Below are 18,532 nucleotides of genomic sequence, written 5' to 3'. Positions count from 1 at the left end.
CATCAGATAATGAATTTGTAAATTGTATACTAATTACGATCTTTATATATAATTTTTAGTGGCCGTTTTTTAAGGCTTATTGTTAAATTGAATGTTATTGTCATTGGTATAAATCGGTACAAGCTAAAACATTTAGCTTGTACCGATTTATTACTGGCTGTAAAAAAGGTTAAGCAGCTGCTACTGGTCTTGGAACCGTTTTATTGGTTTTGATTGGTCGTGTAGGTCTGGCTTGATTAGCAAAATCCTTGGCTAACTTAGCTGTACCAGACATCACAGGTGGCGGTGTGTATTTTTGTTTAGGTAATTTGGCTTGGATGCACTCTTGGATGTCTTTGACCGTATAACCAGAACGTACTTTAATTCTAACATGAGGAATGTGGGCTGCATTTAACGCACCACTGACATAAAAATCTCTTTGATTTTTATAGCCCTCTTTACCTTTGTTATGCACTAAATCTATGGCTAACATAGGGGTCATATTGTCTTTAGAACATAAAACAAAATCGAACTGTTTGCCGCCTGCTCTGTTCAAAGCATTCTTCATGGTTTTTTTGTCAGTAGTTTGGCGTATCGATAAAATATCACTCATTCTTACTCGGCACATAATACGAACTTCAGAGCCCACAGCTTTTTCAATTAAGTCTAAAAAAGAACGTTCAACAGGCGTGAATAAGTTAGCTTTCTTTTTAAAAGGGAAGGCTAATGCCGGTTCATGCAATTTCATCGCAGCTACAGCCACTATGATTAGCATCATCATTAATACAAATGCGAGTTCCATGCTTTCTCCAAAACGAATGTCAAAAAGTTGACTGAGGGTTAGTTTCGAAGAATGTTTTGCAAAAAAAATGCCAAGCAAGATTAACGGCTTGGCACTTTATGTTTTTAGATACTGATTAACTGTTGGATTTGACTAAAATGTCGATTTGGCTGCCGTTTCCATCAGCAGAAATAATCACAATTTTATTGCCATTTTTGTATTGTAAAACGATACGGCCTTTTAAGGTTTCTTGGCTTTGCGCTTGGCCCATTTTTTCAAGATAAAATTGAGCGGCAGTTTGTTGATCATTATTAACGTGATAAGACATACTAGCTGGCAAATCGGCCGAAAACTGTTGGCAAAATTTGGCTTGAGGTAACACTGGCAAGGCGTAAAAAGATTCTGGACATTTCTCAGAGTGCATAGTGATATCTAGAATAGGTCTATCTTCTGCATAGGTAAAGCTAGCCAAACAGAATGTGGCGAATAAAGATGTTTTGACTAATTTATTTAACAAACTCATACCCTTTTACGTGCGCTTTTGATTACTATAGAAGTTCGGTTAAATAGCAGCAAGGTAATTCAGCTAAACTAAGGTATCGGTAGATTAGCTTGAGTATATAAAATGAAATTTATTACTGATTATTTTCGACTTATTTTGTTTTGCAGTGGATTGCTTATGGGCATTCAAATTCCGGCTGTGGTCGATCAATACCAAAAAAGGGTGGACGCACATCTGGTTGAAGCCAAAGAGTTAATTGCTGGATTTCAACAAACAGCAGATAAATATTTTAATGGCGATATGTCTGCGCTGGTGGCGCATTATGAAAAAAGTGATGATGTAATTTTTAGAGATGACGCTAAAAATATCCGTTTTATGTCTGATCGCCTTAATTTATTGAAAGCTGAATTGGCAGCCTTGCAACAGTCATCAATTTTTAGAACTAGCCATGTGTTATTAACCCCAGACAGTAAGATCCTCAAAGAAACCATGCAGCAATATAGTTATGTGATTTTAATCAATCCCGTGGCTTTAGTATGGGGCTTAGTCAGTGGCTTTTTAGTAGCAGCTCTGTTGGATGTTATTTTTGGTATGTTGGGTTATGTGTTTGTTGGCCGCAAGAAAGTGGCCTGATATGGATGTTTAAAAAATAAAATGAGCCTATACCGAATAAACTCAGGTCTATAGAATATTATAATCAAAATAGGTGAATGATTGTGACTCAGTTAACTATTGATATTGTTTCAGACGTTTCTTGTCCTTGGTGTATTATTGGCTATAAAGCTCTTGAGCAGGCGCTGCAAAATATCGCGCCAAATATTACAGCTAGCATTAGTTGGCAACCTTTTGAACTGAATCCGAAAATGCCTAAAGAAGGGCAGGAGATTGTTGAACATATCACCCAGAAATACGGTATTAGTGAGCAGCAAGCTGCACAAAATCGTGAAACCATCAAGCAACGGGGCTTGTCTTTAGGTTATAAATTTGGAGTTAGAGGTGGGGGCCGCATTTACAATACCTTTGATGCCCATAGGTTATTACATTGGGCTCAGGAGCTTGATGAAGAGCAGAAGAATACTTGTGAACAAGGTAATCAAACAAAGTTAAAGCTGGCCTTGTTTGATTTGTATTTTCAACAAGAAGGTAATCCTAGTGATCATCAACAACTACTAGCCGTAGTGGATAAAGTTGGGCTGAATAAAGACATAGCTCAAGGTATTTTAAATTCAGATCAATATGCTCAAGACGTTCGAAAAATACAGCAGCATTATCAGTCAGCTGGAGTGAGTTCAGTACCTGCTGTGATAGTCAATAACAAACACCTAATCAGCGGTGGCCAGCCAGTGGAAGTGTTTGAAGCGGCACTTAGGGAAATAGCTAAAGAAGGTTAAAGTCGTCGAATACATTCGAATAATAGACTTTAAATCATAACGAAAAAAGGAATAGTAACTCTTGAAAATAATTCGCCTTGCTAGTTTTCTGGTAGCTCTATTAACTTGTTGGTCTTTAACCGCTGGTGAAGTGAAACGCGGTGAAGGAATATCTCAAAAATTGTTTGAGAAGATTGTAAAAAATAATCCTGCTAAATATCCTAAACTCTGGCAAACCATAGAGCTGGTCACACAAAAAAATGTTGATGTGTATATTGAAGCAACTAAAGGCTCTCTCGGAAGGGCTATAGGTAAAAAAGCTATTTACCTTGCACCGAAAATGTTTCTTCGAGCAATGGACACACATCCAGAAGACAGGTTAGTAGTGGTTGTACTTCATGAATTTGGCCATGTTCTGTTTAACCGTCAGCCAGGAGTTAGATCTAGTAGCACAGCAGATCGCGAATATGCCGCGTTTAAATATTCGGTAAAACACGCCTTAGTCATGGCAGAGCTAGGTGACACTGGGCCGATTAAGCAACTTATAAAATATTTACCAATGAGAGTGAAAAAAGGCAAAAAGTCAGCCCCCCACACTCAAGCCCTGAAAAAATTAACCAAAGAAAAATTTTGGAAACAGGCAGTTAAAACTTATGAATGATCACCTGCCAAGATGAATTAGAATTACTAAAATTTACATGAAACTACGTAGGATAAGTATTCGCCTTTAACAAAACCAACTCTGTTTGTGGTCTCAATCTTAGCGTCTAAGTCATAGGGTACATTCAGGTGGACCAAAACAGTTTAGGCTTAAGTTTTTAACTGTAAAACTTTCACCACTGCGTACAGGTACTTGTAAAAAGAAGGCTCCGTAATTGATATCTCCTAATTTATCAAAATCAATGTAACCCGAAGCGCCATTGTAATTAATATCATGTCCTGCTTTTAATGCAGCTAGTGCCTTAGCGAATTCGAACGGTTTGATGTAAGCGGTATTTGGCTGGTCGCCTTCTTTTTCAAAGTCATTCACGCCTCGAGAAACGTCAGTTAAATTATCCAATATGCCTTGTCTAATATCAGCTACGGAGGAGGTGGTTACATCTATCTGGCCTAATTCGTGAGCTTGTAATAATGCCAAAACATGCAACATCATGGCGTCATACCCTTGTGCTGAGTCTTCTGCCGTTTCCTCGGTTTGCCAAATGCGATTGAACTCGTTCAAAAAACTATCTAGATAAGGAAAAACTATGGGAGAAAATGCGCCATTAGGGGTTAATGTGACAGCGTTTTTTACTATGTCTGGGGAGCCATCGGTCAACACGGTTTGATCTAATCCAGAGGTGTAAACGGGAAAATTTGGCATATTTTCAGCTATTTGTGGAATTTGGAGCGTGATGTTGGCAATTTCTTTTTCAAAGCCCATGATGGCAATGATATCCGGATAAACCATCTCTCCATTCGGTGCAAACATGGTTTGTAAATACTCAGTAAAATCAACTAAAGTGCCATCCGGATAAGGGACTTCCGAGATGATTTCTCCTCCAGCTTGTCTAAAGCCATCCACTATGCCTTGGCCTAAACCAGCATTAAAAGGGTCGTCTCCATAAATGATTGAAAGGCTAAGTCGTCCGTCGTTATCTCGATCCTTTTCTAACAGCATAGATTGCACAAAACCACCGATAATAGCTAAGTCTGACGCTTGTAAACGATAAAAAGTGTCAGCAACCGATAAAGACGGCGAGCTGGTGGTGTAGGCAACAATGGGAATGTTTTCAGCGCCCATCACTGCACTCACTGAAGCGCCCGCGCCACTGCATTCGGGGCCAGTTACACCAATCAGGTTGGGATATTGTTGGAGTAAATTTTCAGCTTCAAATTTGGCAATAGTCGAGCTGCAATCTGATTTTCGAAATACTAACTCAATAGGGCGTCCACCGATCCCGCCGGCCACATTCACTTCATTCGCGACCATTTGTACCCCTCGACCAAAAGGATCTTGGTTGTCTCGGTAACGGCCCATAACAGCGAACACTAATGCTTCTTTTGATATGTTCTCTGCAGAGTTATCAACATCCGTTTCCCCTCCACATGAGGCAACCAAAATCGAAATTAAGATAAAAAAGGGCCATTTCATTTTCTAAGTCACTTAGTTGTAATTAAAGTTAAAACCTAGAGTTAACATTCTAGGTAAGCCTGCTACGTCTAACCCGTTAAATCCCACTTGTTGGTATTTTTCATTGAATAGATTAGTGGCTTTTACATACACTTTTGCGTTGTCTAATACTTTATAATTTATTATAAAATCTACTAAATGATACGCCTCTAATTGATAAGGACTGGTGCCGTTTAATAGAATATTCGTTTCAGATGCTCTACGTGGAGAAATATAACTATGTCCAGCGTGAGCACTGAAACCCTTGTTAATTTTATAGCTGGCGAATAGGCGAGTCATTAATTTGGGGTACATAGAGCTCGGGTATTCAACGACTTGACCAATAAAATTCTGAGTTTCGGCGTCTGTTTTTTGCCATGAAAAATTAGCAATAATAGATAAGTCTTGTCTAACCCATTTAAAATCGGCTTCTAAACCATGACTGCTTTGTAAGCCTGCATTAAAGGCTTGGGTGCCGACTACTTCTACTTTGTCTTCAACATGGGTTTTAAATAGTGTCATAGACAGATTGATTTCGTTCGATACTTTCCAGTCTACGGCGAGTTCTAGCGTGTCGGCACTTTCAGTTAACAAATCGGGATTACCATTCACTTCGCCAGAAAATAGCGGCTGCGAAAATAATTGTAATGCTGCCGGCGCTTTGTAAGAGGTGCCATACAATAATTTAGTGGATAAGTTATTATTGAACGAATACACCAAGCCCGCTCGGTAATTCGTCTCGTTACCATAAATATTATGGTCGTCGTGACGTATATTTAGGGTTAAGCCAAAATCATCAGTGATAAAATCTGTATATTGAAGATAAATGCCTAAATTATCGAACTTCTTAGAACCTTGGGCATTGGTGGCAAGAGACTTTTCGCCAGTTTGTCTATCGATACGATACACTTCAAGTAAATCTTCGTCATCAGCAGTGTTGTCTATCCCCATGACTAAAGTGCGGCTAGATAAGAGTGACCAAGTGGCTTCAAATTGAAACTCAACTGAGTCAAAGCCAAATTGACGACTTGGAATAAAGGATGGTACACCTAAGTCTAAATATTCATCTTGGGTTGGATTCCCTTGAGCTATGGCTAGCCAGCCATCAAAACGTAAGTCTTTTGAATATTGGTATTGACTTGCTAATTTTAGATACTGGTTTTCAATACTGATATGGTGTCCATACCCTAGACTACCAGATTGCCCAAAGTACCCAAAATCCAGCCATTGGGCATCGCTATCAAGTTTTGAATACCAAGCAATTAGACTTATATCTAACTGGTCATCGGGTTTGAAAATACCGCTGAAATTTTTGCCTATATCGCCGTAGACATTAAATGGTTGAGCAATATCATTTTCCGAATCTTGTCCTATTTTTAAGGTAGAAAGTGAAGGTAGGGTGTTGGGTATGGCTAAACCACTGCGATCTGTTCGCGCAAAACTCGCGGCTAAATTATATTTCCACCCTTGAGTCGTGCCTTGCACACCCGCTGAAAAATCATAACCTGTACCACTTTCAATAGTGTTTACATTAGCATTAAAAGTGGCGTTAAATTCTTTGGTAGCGGTTTTAGTAATAATATTGACTACGCCTAAAAAAGCATTGGCGCCATATAGTGCTGATGAAGGCCCGCGAACTATTTCGATTCGTTCAATTATGTTTAGAGGGATTAACTCTTGACCAATGTAGTTGTTAGTGTCTGATCTAAACGCCACAGACTGGCCGTTAATCATGACTTTAATCACTTTACTGTGACCACGGAAGCCGCCGTTAATGCCACGAACCCCACAGTTATAACTTAACATGTCAAAACTGCAATAGAAGCCTGGTACCCGAGAAAGGGCTTCACCAACTGAACTAACATTCCAATTTTGTAAGTCGTTTTTAGTAATAACCGACACGATAGCCGGTGCATCTTTTACTTTTTGCCCATTACCAACAGCTGTGACTATTTCAATATTCAAAAGGTCTTCAAGGGACATTTCAAATAAATCATCTTCCGCGTTTGCAAGAGAGTGACTAGTTTGGAGAGCGCTTCCAATGGTAATAGTCAATATTAGTAATTTTAAGGCTTTGTTGAAGAACATATAAGAATAAAAATAATAGTGTTAGGGTAAGTTTAGGTATCAATCAGAAACAGTCAATAGGTAATTAATAAACTCATGTTCTATCTGTGGCAGAGCATGGCGACACTGGCCTCATAAAATAACTTATAAATTAATCCTAATGGGAGTGAAAGCAGCGAAAGTCAGCCTCTCTCCCCAAGTTGTTAAAAATTAACCAAGGAAAAGTTTTGGCAAAAGGTGGTGAAAACCTGCGCCAAATGCTTGATATGGATAGCTATGTTTAATAAGGCATAGCTAGCCGTTAATTGGATGTCTTGAAAGCGAAAAGATATTTAGCACAGAGGCCACCGAGAACACGGAGGAAAAGATCTTAAAACATATGAAAGTCGGCAAAAAAAATCATGGGAGCTAATTGACTAACTTTTCGACATTTTAATTATCATTAAGTTATTGGTTTATAATTGCTTTATTTTATTTGTTCTTAGCGTGGGTGTCTTTACTTAGCTCTCATGGTAACTATCCTGGAAAAGTACTGGATGAAAAATTACTTTCTGGCATCAGTAGTATGGGGTTTATGCATGTAGTAGGAGAACAAGATTGGGGCATAGAACCTCATAGAAATGAAGGTGTCGAAATTTGCTTTCAAGAGAACGGCGTTAACATACTCACAGTTGATGGTAGAAAGTACACAACACCTTCTAAGACATTAACCATTACCCGTCCTTGGCAATTGCATCAAGTGGGCGACCCTAATTTAGGCCCTGGTAGGCTACATTGGATTATCTTAGATGTGGGAGTACGTCGGCCAAATCAAGATTGGCAGTGGCCAGACTGGTTTATTTTAACCGAGCCAGACAAACAAGAGCTATCCCAATTGTTGCGTGGAAATGAACATCCGGCCTGGCAAGCCAATAACGAAATTTTACATATTTTTAAACGCTTACAAAGTTATGTTACAGCAGAGCCAATCGAAGATTATGCCTCACAATTGATGATTAATTTAAATCAATTATTTGTTGCCCTGTTGGAGTTATTGCGCACTAAAAACATTGTGACCCAAGATCACTTAACTACTAAAGCCAGAGCAGTAGGGCTGTTTTTAGAGGAGCTACGTATTAGCTATAAAATTGCTAGTGTAGAATGGACCTTAGACTCAATGGCAGAGTATTGCGGTATTAAACGCACGGCATTTAGCCATTATTGCCAGCAACTGACTAATACTAGCCCTATAGAGTTTTTAAATCACTGTCGTCTAGAGCACGCTGCCGTATTATTGAAAGACAACCTAGAATGCTCAATCACTCAATTAACATTTGATTTGGGTTTTTCAAGTAGTCAGTATTTTTCAAGGTGCTTTAAGAGAAAGTTCGGCATGTCGCCCAATACTTGGCGTAAAGGTTAATAACCAAGGATTTACGTTATGTTCTCGGATATACGATAGTATCTGAGTCGTTTCAATTGTAAGATTATTTGCTTATAGAATTGGTTGCTTTTAAGGTACTCGTAAGTGGAATTTATTTTGTGCCGAAATAGAAGAGAATAATGTCATCGATATTTAAACTCGGATTTGAAGGTCTGTAAATACAAGACTTTGGCTAACTTCCATAATTGACAGAGGGATTAGAAAATTGAACACATTACCTATCGTTAGCCTGTAACCGCTGGAGAGCTCAAACGCGGAAAGGGCGTATCACAAAAGTTATTCGATAATATTGTAAAAAATAGCCCCGCCAAACTACCTAAATTGTGGCGTACTATTGAGCGAGTCACTCAACAAAATGTAGATGTATTTATTGAAGTAAATAAAAAGTCTATGGGTAAAGCGCAAGGTAAAAATACTATATACCTTGCTCCTAAAATGTTTGTTCGAAAAATGGAAACACACCCCGAAGACAGACTAGTAGTAGTGGTTATGCACGAATACGGACATATTCTGTATAACCGAATGGCCGTTCAAAAGACCAGAAATAAAGCTAAGCATGAATATGCTGCGTTTAAATATTCAGTGGAATATGCCTTAAACATGGCCGAAAATGGCGATACCGGACCCATTAAGCAGCTTATCAAATATTTACTTATTCGCGTGACAAAAGGCAAAAATTCCGACCCCCATACCATCGCCCTTAATAAGTTAACCAAAGAGCAGTTTTGGAAAGACACAGTCGAAAATTATCAATGATCTATAAGCCATAGCTCGTAAAAAAAAGTGGCCTTGGGTAACGAAAGGTTTAAAAGTGAACTGGCATCACTAACAGGTAGAAGGTTGCACGCTTTACCTCCCGGTAGAAAACCGCGGTGGCGTAAAAACTAATTTGATTTAACCACTTTAACTTTGTTCTGACCCCGATATTAAAAAAGCGACAAATAATTCTATTCGTCGCTTTTTTAAGATTTGTTTATCTACATAAATCTTCTATTAACAACCACTAATTGGATGATTTTAATTCTGTTTAAACTAAACGTTATGCTTTTTTCTTTAGGCGAAAATTCAGTAACATTAATCCAGCAATAGCGAACAAACCTAGTGTTTCTGGTTCAGGCACTTCAGCCGATATTGATACAGAGTTAACAGGATCTAAGGTAAAAGATTCGAATGTTGCAGCACTTTCAAATATATTGCTGGTTAATGAAAATTCTGAATCTCCCAAATCTGTGCGTTCTAAGCTAAATGAAGCGAATAGAAACTCTCCAGTAACAAAAGAGTCAAACGATATAAATCCTAAACCTAAGCCTTGTGCATTTGGAGTCGCTGTGAAGTAGTTCAAAAATCCGTCATTTGGTAATGCCGTTGTTTCAGAGCTATCAATAAAACTGAATAGGCTGTTATCAAAGTTAAAATTAAAATCGATGGTATCTACTGAATCAGTAAAGTTAGCCCATAAACTGACGTTGATGGTTTCACCAACGGCAACATCATTATTATCTAGATCAATAGTGATTAAGTTAGCGTTTGCTTGAAAGCCAATGATTAACATGCAAGTGGCTATTATTTTATAAAATTTCATTTTCTACTCCGTTTACTGTTATTTAGTTAATTGCACATCGAGTGCGTGTACATAAAGGGGCTAAAGCTCTTGCATCAAACATATTAACGACGCCGTCGTTGTTTATATCAAAAACCATATCGATTGTTTGTCTGCCTAATACCGCACTCATTAATCCACGAATATCTACACTGTCGACATCACCATCGCCATCCCAGTCACCTATAATAGCGGCGGGTTTAACGAGCTTGATATTAGGTAGTGCTATCGTCATGGTTTGGTTATCAGAAGTACGTGCTTGTGCAAAAAGGAAGTAGAAGTTCCCTTCGGGTAAATCAGCTGTTGCTAATAAACCGGTAAGTGGAAGACTTACTTGTGAAGAGCCTGTTTGTCGACCAATAACACTGTTGTCTTCAACAATAACGTCTTTTACTGGTACCCAAGCACCATTAACCACGTTGATTTGCCTTAAGAAATAACGTACGCCATTAAATTGATTTGTAACCGTATTACCAGTACCCGCTTCAAAGTTTATGGTAACGTCCATAGATGTGCCCACTTCATATTCAGTTGTTAAATATGTGCTAGCGTTATCTAATGAGAATGAAGCAGCAACAAGACCTTGTTCAATATTGATATTAGCAACACCTGAGGTTTTGTATATTGTCCCATCAGATGCCTTAAATTGAGCGTATAAGAAATAAAAGTTCCCATCTGCTAATGCTGAACTTGGCGTTAACCCGGTTAACGGAATAGAAGCTGTAGCCGTACCGCTTTGCTTATCAATAGGGCTTTCATCATAAGCAAGCGTATCGTTTACAACGGTTGACCAATCAGCGGTCATTTCACGTAGGAAAAATTTCACACCACCTAACTCATTGGTAACTGTATTGTTATTTCCTGCTTGGTATAAAGCGGTTACATCTAATGTGCTGTCAGTTGTATATACAGTAGATTTATATTTAGCAGCATCATCAAAGGTTAGAGACGGTTCAACAATTACTTGGTCTTTTTCTATTTTAATATTAGCTAAAGCAAGGGTTTTAGTTTCACCATTAGTATTTTTAAAACGTACAAATAAGAAATAAAACTCGCCATTTTCAAGATCTGCAGTAGCGGTTAAACCAGTTAATGGAATATCTACAGATGATGTGCCTCTTTGTTCATTTATTGCTGTTGAATCATTAACAATTGCGACATCGTTAATTAATGACCAGTTTGATGCTAGGTGTCTTAATCTATATTCAACACCGCCGAGTAAGTTATTAACAACAAAGCCTGTTCCTGCTTCGTATTGTGTTGTTACTGTCATAACGTCACCCGATTTATATAGGGTACTTGTGTATATACTTGGGTCGTCAAATGAGAATGACGAAGCAACAGGCTCTTCAATACTTATTTCAATTTCTGCAGTAATTCCAGAACTAACCGCAGTTGCAGTAATAACAACGTTACCTGCTTGAAGGCCTTTAACTACGCCATTTGTATCGACAGTTGCTAGGTTAATATCGCTTGATGAATAAACAATTGATTTGTTAGCTGCATAGAAAGGTGTAATCGAAGTGGTTAATTCAAGTGTACTACCAACACCGACTAATTTGCTGTCTGAACTTAAGTAGATACCATCAACCACACCATCCGTTGGACGAATGTTATTATCAAATTTAAATACTTTCATATTGACACTAGCGATATGTCCGCCGTCATCAGGGAAAGTGATACTGACGTTGTTTGTTTCTTGTAACAACGCATTATCAACAGGAAATTCAAGTAAACCAAAAAAACGTTCGCGCTGTTCTTGAGAATCACCAGAAATATTTATAGCCGATAACACTTGACCATTTAGAACAACGTTAGGTGCTAAAGATGAACCATGATCTCGGCCAACTACCACACGTAATACAGCTTCACCAAATGCATTCAAACTTACGTTTTCAATAGTAAATGTTGATGCCGTATTTTTTGCTATTTCTTTATAATATTCCGTAGCAAAATAACGTGATTCTTCAGACGAGTTATCAATAGCGATAGGATCGTTATAAGAATATTCGATAATTGCCGTTGCTTCTGGCGCTAATTCTATACTGTTAATGTCTGCTGCATATTCTTGAACATCTAGGACCGGTGTTGCACCGTCTAAATATAGGTGTTTAACTTTTACCTTTTCAATGCTTTGTGAATCAGCGCCGCGTTTACGTAATAATACACTTTCTGAGCTTGCGGTTAAGTTGCTGACAATAACATAAACTTTATTGCTAGCAACGTAACTGTCAACCAGTAAATTTGGGTTGGTTGACAGAGTATCAACACGCGTGCCGTTTACATCTGACCAAAGCTCATAAAATTTAACTAATTCACTAAATACCCAGTTTTCGCCTTCTTCATTTTCGCCTTCTTTTGCTTGGCGTAATAATCTCCAAGGATACGGAATACCGTCTTTAGTTCCCCATGCAGCTTTCACTGTAATAAATGGGATTGACTTAATAATGCTGTCAGGTCTGTCCATCAATTGCATCATCATTGGGCTGGCTGAACGGAGTAAAGCCCAATCACGAATCGGAGACCAAGGTTTTGATTCTAAAGGGATATTACGGCCACCATATTCAGAGATAATATACTCTTTCGGCTGGCCGAATTTTATACTTGAATAATGGTCAACCATATCAAAAGTTGACTCAAGACGACCGCCTCGGAAGGTGTTGTTATTATGGGCAAGATCGTAAAAATGTAATGAATAGAAATCCATGTTTTCACCGGCAGTATCGATGAATAATTTCATATTTTCTTCCCAACGTTGAAAGTTATTTCTTTCAAACCATGGAAATGCCGATGTATAACCACCAATTTTTACATCTGGGTGGTGACGTCGAATTCCTTGCGCCACGCCATTATGAAATTCAAACACTTCAAGTTCAGTTGCTGGCGTTTCGTCTGGACCAACACCGTTAATAAGCTCCCAAAGTGGTTCATTTAATACTTCTACATAATTAGGGCGTTGGTGTCCGTCGGTTACAGCGTCGTTATCATTGCGGTAAAATTCAGTTAAATATCGACCAAAGAAATCCCCAACAGCATCTGCGCCATTTGCTTGCCATCCTTCAGCGTTATTACAACAAGGCTTAGTTAGCGCTTTCCAGTGTGGATGAGCTTGCCCACCAATCATGATGTCTGATCGGCTGTCATATTTATGCAAAGCAGCTTTATTTATACCGTATACAACTTCTCTACTTTGTTTTCCTCTAGCTGCCATATCTTCAGGATCTACATATCCAGCATTATTAGGGTCTTGTTTCGCTTGATTAAAGTTCCAAACAGAACCTCCATTATCTCGACCAAAATAGACATCAAGATCTTCCATTAGGTATTCCAGTTTATCTTCTTCTCCAACCCAGTCAGGGTCGGTAACCGTCGAATGTATATTCATGAACTTACGACGATCAAAATTATTTTGTCCATTAATAGAGTGTTTTACATTTACATTTATTACTGTTTCGGTTTTAGCCAGAACAGTGAGCGGTGAGGCTGCTAATCCTGCTGTAACGAGAATCCACGGCATTACTTTCAACATGAGATAGTCCTTCCATTTTTATTTGTATTTTTTATTTGTTGTTTGTATATAAAATTGCTTTTTCAAAAAAATCGAAAGGAGTTTACACCAAAAACAATTAATGGTTAACAATTTATTGCAATTTGGTTAACAGTGTGTCGTCGCATGGTTAACAGTGTGTTGCTTCATAGTTAACAGCTTATTTATGTTTATGTGGGGGTGAGATTTAACTTTGTAGCTTATTTAAAGAATAAAAATAAGCATAAATTAATGTGAACAGAGGAGGCGGAGTATTGTTGAACAAATCAATACTAAAAGGTTCTATGAAGAAGTAATTCAGCCTCCAGTATTATTACTTGAAGACAATTAAATGTCAGCGAATAACCGCTTGTTGGTGTTTGAAAAATAATTCGTAACGTTTAACTGCTTTAGTGGGTTACCAAGGGAGACTGTCGGTCTAATTACCGAGCAACTTTGGCGTAAAGAGCATATCAGCCAGTTGTTAAACTGGCTATGATTCTTGCAACGCTTGCGACCTTTCAACTCTCAGTGCAGTGGTATTCATATTGTTTCTTAGCCACATGCTACGCACACCTCCAGCGCTAATATCAATACCGAGGGCTTCAGTCAGTTTGATGGCCACTTTCTGTTGACCAAGATAATATGCTATTGAAGTAATTTCACACTACATTTATTTACTTCTGCATTGTTATAGTTAAGCCTATACAGTCTGTTAGGTTCTTGTTAAGTTTGATTTATGTTTTGCTCTTCAATTTATTTTTGATAGAACTATTCGTTTGTATTTTTTTCATAAATCGCAATATAATTTAACTAAACCTTATATATAAGATTAAAAATGAAAGTCGATATTTTAAAAATCAAAAAAAAGAATAATACTAAATTTATGTTTTTTCCTAAGAGTTTTATTATTGCTATGTTTATTTTAGTTGGAGGTCAATTTGCTTATGCACAAGAATCTGATGAAGATAAGGAAAACAACAAAGCTAGAGTAATTGGTTTAAAAAATATAGCTATTCATGTTTTACAACTTGAAAAAACCTTAAAGTTGTATAGAGAAATTCTTGGTTTTAAAATGGATGGTGCTGAAGTCTATAAGGGCCCAGGATTAGAAGGTATGTTGGTAATGAAACTTAAAGCCAATGATTTAACAATACATTTATCATTAACGGCTCCTGAGTTTAAAGATCAAATAGGACCTATTGGAAATACTAACCATAATCATTTTATGCTTAAAGTGAATGATATTAAAACGATTGGTGATAAATTGAAAGCAGCAGGATACGCTTTAGAAAATGAGAATTACGCAATAGATAAGTACACATTTTTTGAAGGACCAAATGGAGAGATTGTTGGTCTTTCGGCATGGGATTAATTATGTGTTTTTTTACAATTATGTATCTATAGACCCCTTAACTGTAACGTATGGAGCAGTTACCCAGATAGCCAATTAAGTTTTTAGCCGTCGTGAACGACTAAAAACGGTCTGTTTAATTCATAACAAAATTGGATGGAGTGCTGTTTTCTTGCTTAGTTCTTTGCGTGCAGCGTTGTTTGGTAAGCGAAGCGCATTAATGCACTTTGCTTATTTTAGTTAAGGCTCTCTAGTTGATTCTGTTGTCGTTATGTCCAGCGCTATGGTTCTTGCCACGTTATTATCTGCATTACCATCTCTAAACAACACAAAACGGTCAAGAGCGTGGTAGTCAGAGCGATTGGCTATTTCTACCTCGTATTCACCAGCCGTATCAAATTCTGCAAACACTGTATGACCGTCGCTGTCACTTGTATTGCTCGACCAATTCCACTCGTCGATTGGTGAACCAGAGCGCCATACTTTGAAGTAGCCAAGTGCCGCTTCACCGACTAGTTTTCTGCCTGAAGCAACACAAGCATTATCTGGTTCCAGCACTTTAGGGCAGACTATATTTGCGCCTTTTTCACCATAAAATTTATCAGCAATGATTTTTAAATAACTATCGTTATGCTCAGTAGAAGGCACGCCCGGTTTGGTGATCAAGTTGCGCCATGCAAATTGGTACTTTCCGGGATTAGTGACCTTAATTCTAACCTTGATAATTTCTTTAATATTTGCAGGGTTCCACGCCGCTTGTGCCGCTAGCATATTCAAGTAACCAGCCCCGGTTGAGTTTCTGCCTGTTTCAAACTCCCAACCGTCTGAATGGTCAGTAGATTCCATTTCAACAACCAGCAGCCCCTCTTTTTCAACAAAGATGCTGCCATCAATTTTAACTGGTTGTTCTCCTGGCTCTGGCGGAGGCGGTGGTAATGCACAGCCGAATTCATCTATTTCGGCATCAGCCTCGGTACCTAAGCATTGGTCAGTGTAATTAACTACAGCGTCTGCATCTTCATCTTCCCATGCACTTAACATGCGTTGGATAGAATAGGCATTAATTTTGGCTTCGCCTGTCACGCCTTCAAGGGCAATATTTAGCTCACCATCTTCCACCACAAATTCTTGTTTAATCGTATGGGCGGTTAAATAGCCGGCCTCGGCAAATACGTCTAAGTCATCTGCTACTAAGTTTTCTTCAACTTTTACATCGAACACTCGGGCGTCTCGTCCTGGGCGAGTGGTGCCGTTGAACCAAATTTCTGCAAAGTGTAGTTCAACTGTGTATGAGCCGGTTGATACTTGATGGGCTAATTGGATATTCGCGCCAGCTAATTCTCGGGTGTATAAGGTATCTAAGTCGGTGCCTTCGATTTCTGCATCGCCAGCAATATCAATCCAACCACCAGCTTTAGCTGTGAAAGGAATATTATTTATTTCGTTGATTGAGTCCAAAGCATAGGGACTATCTTCGAAGGCATAATTAACGGCAGCATAAGTGGCTAGAAATTCTCCGTCTTTTTTAATTGTTAGAGCAATCTTTTGTTCTTCACCATCGACTGTACCGCTTAATTCGATTTGATGTTCGCCAATGGGTAACTCAGCTAGCTGACTGATATCTGCCGATGAAAATTCGAAAGGGGCTGAAGTTAAAGTTGATATTACCTCGCCATTTAAGGTTAATGCGGCTTGGGTTAGATCGCCCGAATTAGCAGTGATAACAATGTTTTGATTCGCTGCAATTAAGTCTCCGTCTTTGATGCCAGTCATGGTCATAGGTTCAATCATTGCCGGTGGGGTCTCTTGCTCTTCTGAGTCAGAAGGGGTTGAGCCAGAGCTGCCGCCACAGCCTGATAAAATCAGGCCTGCTAGAACTAAATTTGCAATGGCGCTTTTTTTAAGCGACTTCAGCGTTGAGTGTTGGTATATGCATTTTTACGTCCGTTTATTTGTCTAAAATTGATAATTTTAGTTTTCATCAAGTTCCGTATTAGAAATACATGTTTTCATTAACGGCAATTTAACATCCCGATAACAGTAGCGAATTATATTTGCCGGTGCAAATATAATTAAGTGCCTTTACTTGTAAATTATTTACTTGTGGGACTGCCGTTCATAAAGGAGAATAAAACCAAAAATAATGGGCTGAGAAAGAATGGTATTAGTATGTAACCTGATGTGATGGTCTCCTCCCTAATTCGGCATCTAAGCGTTAGCTATGTGCCATGATTGAATTGAACCAAACAATCAAACGGGAGAAGACCATCACATCACATCAGGTTATGAAATGTATGGACGTTAGGTAAAAAAAAGGCCGCTTAGATAGCGGCCTTCAAGATTTATTGATATTAGCTGAAAATTAGACTCTTAAATAATCCAAAATGCCTTCTGCGGCTACTCGGCCTTCGTCAATGGCAGTTACCACTAAGTCTGAACCACGCACCATATCGCCACCAGCAAATATTTGTGGGTTACTGGATTGGAAAGCGAACTTGCCGTTTCTTGGTGCACGAACACGGCCTTTTTCATCTAAGATGATGCCGTAATCAGCAAACCAAGGCGCTGGACTAGGTTGGAAACCAAACGCAATGATCACAGCGTCAGCTTCAAGTACGTGTTCAGAACCTTCAACAACTACTGGGCGACGACGACCTTCGGCATCCGGTTGACCCATTTCGGTCTTAACCATTTTTACACCAATGGCTTTGCCATTTTCGTCAGTAGCTATGTCTAAAGGCATAAGATTAAACTTGAAGTTAACCCCTTCCTCGCGAGCATTCACAACCTCACGACGAGAACCAGGCATGCTGGCTTCATCACGACGATAAGCACAAGTGACTTCAGTGGCACCTTGGCGAATGGCTGTACGTACACAATCCATAGTGGTATCACCCCCACCAAGAACCACGACTTTTTTGTCTTTCATATCGACAAAGTCTTCTGGTGATTTTTCTAGCTTTAATTGACGGTTAACATTGGCAATTAAGTAAGGTAATGCTTCGTAAACTCCCGGTGCTTGTTCGTTATCAAAGCCACCTTGCATAGGTTTATAAGTACCCATACCAAGGAACACAGCATCGTATTCGTCTAATAGTTTTTGGAAAGGAATATCCTTGCCAATTTCGGTATTCAGAACAAACTCAATGCCCATTTCAGTAAAGATTTCATGACGTAACGACATGACTTCTTTTTCTAATTTGAAGGACGGAATACCAAAGGTTAACAAGCCGCCAATTTTTTCGTATTTATCGAAAACCACTGGTTTAACACCGTTACGCACCAGAATATCGGCACAACCTAAACCAGCAGGGCCAGCACCAATGATGGCTACTTTTTTGTCGGTCTTAACTACTTTAGACATATCTGGACGCCAGCCTTGTTTGAAGGCTGTGTCTGTAATGTATTTTTCAATACTACCGATAGTTACCGCACCAAATTCGTCATTTAGGGTACAGGCCCCTTCACATAAACGATCTTGCGGACAAACACGGCCACATACTTCTGGTAGCGTGTTGGTTTTGCTAGATAACTCTGCGGCTTCAAAAATACGTCCATCATTGGCTAAACTTAACCATTGTGGAATATAGTTATGTACCGGACATTTCCATTCACAATAAGGGTTACCACAATCTAAGCAGCGGTCGGCTTGACCAGCTACTTGGGTATCACTCATAGGCTGATAAATTTCAGCAAACTCTTCTTTTCGGATATGAGAGGGTTTCTTTGGCGGATCAATACGCCCTACATCTACAAATTGGTATACATTCTTAGACAT

Annotated in this window: 14 protein-coding genes; 6 read left to right on the top strand and 8 right to left on the bottom strand. The window is 38.8% G+C overall.

What is annotated here, in order from left to right; translation table 11 throughout:
* Nucleotides 1-169: 169 nt before the first annotated feature.
* Both L0668_RS15385 and L0668_RS15380 read right to left on the bottom strand, forming a co-directional pair.
* The gene (locus L0668_RS15385) at nucleotides 170-781 is read right to left on the bottom strand and encodes a DUF2726 domain-containing protein (protein WP_235313600.1); all 612 of its coding nucleotides are present in this window, start codon (nucleotides 779-781) and stop codon (nucleotides 170-172) included.
* Between the two features lie 115 nt (nucleotides 782-896).
* Nucleotides 897-1,277: a hypothetical protein gene (locus tag L0668_RS15380; protein ID WP_235313599.1), complete on the bottom strand. Its 381-nt coding sequence runs from the start codon at nucleotides 1,275-1,277 to the stop codon at nucleotides 897-899.
* A gap of 108 nt (nucleotides 1,278-1,385) precedes the next feature.
* Here L0668_RS15380 and L0668_RS15375 point away from each other — a divergent pair, with 108 nt between their 5' ends.
* From L0668_RS15375 to L0668_RS15365, 3 genes are all read left to right on the top strand, one after another.
* Nucleotides 1,386-1,895, top strand: coding sequence for a DUF2937 family protein (locus L0668_RS15375; RefSeq protein ID WP_235313598.1), 510 nt, complete (start codon nucleotides 1,386-1,388; stop codon nucleotides 1,893-1,895).
* An 80-nt stretch (nucleotides 1,896-1,975) separates the two neighbouring features.
* On the top strand, nucleotides 1,976-2,653 hold the full coding sequence (locus tag L0668_RS15370; RefSeq protein ID WP_235313654.1) for a DsbA family oxidoreductase: 678 nt from the start codon (nucleotides 1,976-1,978) through the stop codon (nucleotides 2,651-2,653).
* A 61-nt stretch (nucleotides 2,654-2,714) separates the two neighbouring features.
* The gene (locus tag L0668_RS15365; protein WP_235313597.1) at nucleotides 2,715-3,293 is read left to right on the top strand and encodes a hypothetical protein; all 579 of its coding nucleotides are present in this window, start codon (nucleotides 2,715-2,717) and stop codon (nucleotides 3,291-3,293) included.
* Nucleotides 3,294-3,404: 111 nt separating this feature from the next.
* Here the strand turns inward: L0668_RS15365 and L0668_RS15360 are convergent, their stop codons facing one another.
* Nucleotides 3,405-4,766, bottom strand: a complete 1,362-nt coding sequence (locus L0668_RS15360) for an ABC transporter substrate-binding protein (RefSeq protein WP_235313596.1) — start codon at nucleotides 4,764-4,766, stop codon at nucleotides 3,405-3,407.
* Nucleotides 4,767-4,778: 12 nt separating this feature from the next.
* Nucleotides 4,779-6,767: a TonB-dependent receptor plug domain-containing protein gene (locus L0668_RS15355; RefSeq protein ID WP_235313595.1), complete on the bottom strand. Its 1,989-nt coding sequence runs from the start codon at nucleotides 6,765-6,767 to the stop codon at nucleotides 4,779-4,781.
* A 574-nt stretch (nucleotides 6,768-7,341) separates the two neighbouring features.
* Between L0668_RS15355 and L0668_RS15350 the strand changes: the two genes are divergently transcribed.
* Both L0668_RS15350 and L0668_RS15345 read left to right on the top strand, forming a co-directional pair.
* A complete protein-coding gene (locus L0668_RS15350) occupies nucleotides 7,342-8,253 on the top strand; it encodes a helix-turn-helix transcriptional regulator (protein ID WP_235313594.1) in 912 nt (303 codons plus the stop codon).
* A gap of 342 nt (nucleotides 8,254-8,595) precedes the next feature.
* The gene (locus L0668_RS15345; RefSeq protein WP_235313593.1) at nucleotides 8,596-9,030 is read left to right on the top strand and encodes a hypothetical protein; all 435 of its coding nucleotides are present in this window, start codon (nucleotides 8,596-8,598) and stop codon (nucleotides 9,028-9,030) included.
* A gap of 283 nt (nucleotides 9,031-9,313) precedes the next feature.
* Here L0668_RS15345 and L0668_RS15340 read toward each other — a convergent pair whose 3' ends face one another.
* Nucleotides 9,314-9,856 carry a cohesin domain-containing protein gene (locus tag L0668_RS15340; RefSeq protein WP_235313592.1) on the bottom strand — a complete coding sequence of 181 codons (543 nt, stop codon included), beginning with the start codon at nucleotides 9,854-9,856 and terminating at the stop codon, nucleotides 9,314-9,316.
* Between the two features lie 22 nt (nucleotides 9,857-9,878).
* The gene (locus tag L0668_RS15335) at nucleotides 9,879-13,403 is read right to left on the bottom strand and encodes an Ig-like domain-containing protein (protein WP_235313591.1); all 3,525 of its coding nucleotides are present in this window, start codon (nucleotides 13,401-13,403) and stop codon (nucleotides 9,879-9,881) included.
* Between the two features lie 835 nt (nucleotides 13,404-14,238).
* On the opposite strand from L0668_RS15335, the gene L0668_RS15330 reads away from it, so the two are divergent.
* Entirely contained in the window at nucleotides 14,239-14,775 is a 537-nt protein-coding gene (locus tag L0668_RS15330; protein WP_235313590.1) for a VOC family protein, read from the top strand.
* A gap of 219 nt (nucleotides 14,776-14,994) precedes the next feature.
* On the opposite strand, the gene L0668_RS15325 is transcribed toward L0668_RS15330, so the two are convergent.
* Both L0668_RS15325 and L0668_RS15320 read right to left on the bottom strand, forming a co-directional pair.
* Nucleotides 14,995-16,545 carry a malectin domain-containing carbohydrate-binding protein gene (locus tag L0668_RS15325; RefSeq protein WP_235313589.1) on the bottom strand — a complete coding sequence of 517 codons (1,551 nt, stop codon included), beginning with the start codon at nucleotides 16,543-16,545 and terminating at the stop codon, nucleotides 14,995-14,997.
* A gap of 571 nt (nucleotides 16,546-17,116) precedes the next feature.
* Nucleotides 17,117-18,532 (bottom strand): glutamate synthase small subunit GltD family protein, encoded by a 1,416-nt coding sequence (locus L0668_RS15320; protein ID WP_235313588.1) that lies wholly within the window; start codon nucleotides 18,530-18,532, stop codon nucleotides 17,117-17,119.

The organism is Paraglaciecola algarum, assembly GCF_021532655.1.
Lineage (GTDB): Bacteria > Pseudomonadota > Gammaproteobacteria > Enterobacterales > Alteromonadaceae > Paraglaciecola > Paraglaciecola algarum.
Note: the sequence above shows the minus strand (reverse complement) of the source record. Positions and strands in the feature narration are given on the sequence as shown.

What these genes read in the sequence shown, in the direction of transcription:
- L0668_RS15360 (WP_235313596.1), bottom strand. Translation starts at nt 4,766, where the DNA reads ATGAAATGGCCCTTTTTTATCTTAATTTCGATTTTGGTTGCCTCATGT.
- L0668_RS15340 (WP_235313592.1), bottom strand. Translation starts at nt 9,856, where the DNA reads ATGAAATTTTATAAAATAATAGCCACTTGCATGTTAATCATTGGCTTT.
- L0668_RS15320 (WP_235313588.1), bottom strand. Translation starts at nt 18,532, where the DNA reads ATGTCTAAGAATGTATACCAATTTGTAGATGTAGGGCGTATTGATCCG.
- L0668_RS15375 (WP_235313598.1), top strand. Translation starts at nt 1,386, where the DNA reads ATGAAATTTATTACTGATTATTTTCGACTTATTTTGTTTTGCAGTGGA.
- L0668_RS15330 (WP_235313590.1), top strand. Translation starts at nt 14,239, where the DNA reads ATGAAAGTCGATATTTTAAAAATCAAAAAAAAGAATAATACTAAATTT.
- L0668_RS15355 (WP_235313595.1), bottom strand. Translation starts at nt 6,767, where the DNA reads ATGTCCCTTGAAGACCTTTTGAATATTGAAATAGTCACAGCTGTTGGT.
- L0668_RS15335 (WP_235313591.1), bottom strand. Translation starts at nt 13,403, where the DNA reads ATGTTGAAAGTAATGCCGTGGATTCTCGTTACAGCAGGATTAGCAGCC.
- L0668_RS15385 (WP_235313600.1), bottom strand. Translation starts at nt 781, where the DNA reads ATGGAACTCGCATTTGTATTAATGATGATGCTAATCATAGTGGCTGTA.
- L0668_RS15325 (WP_235313589.1), bottom strand. Translation starts at nt 16,545, where the DNA reads ATGATTGAACCTATGACCATGACTGGCATCAAAGACGGAGACTTAATT.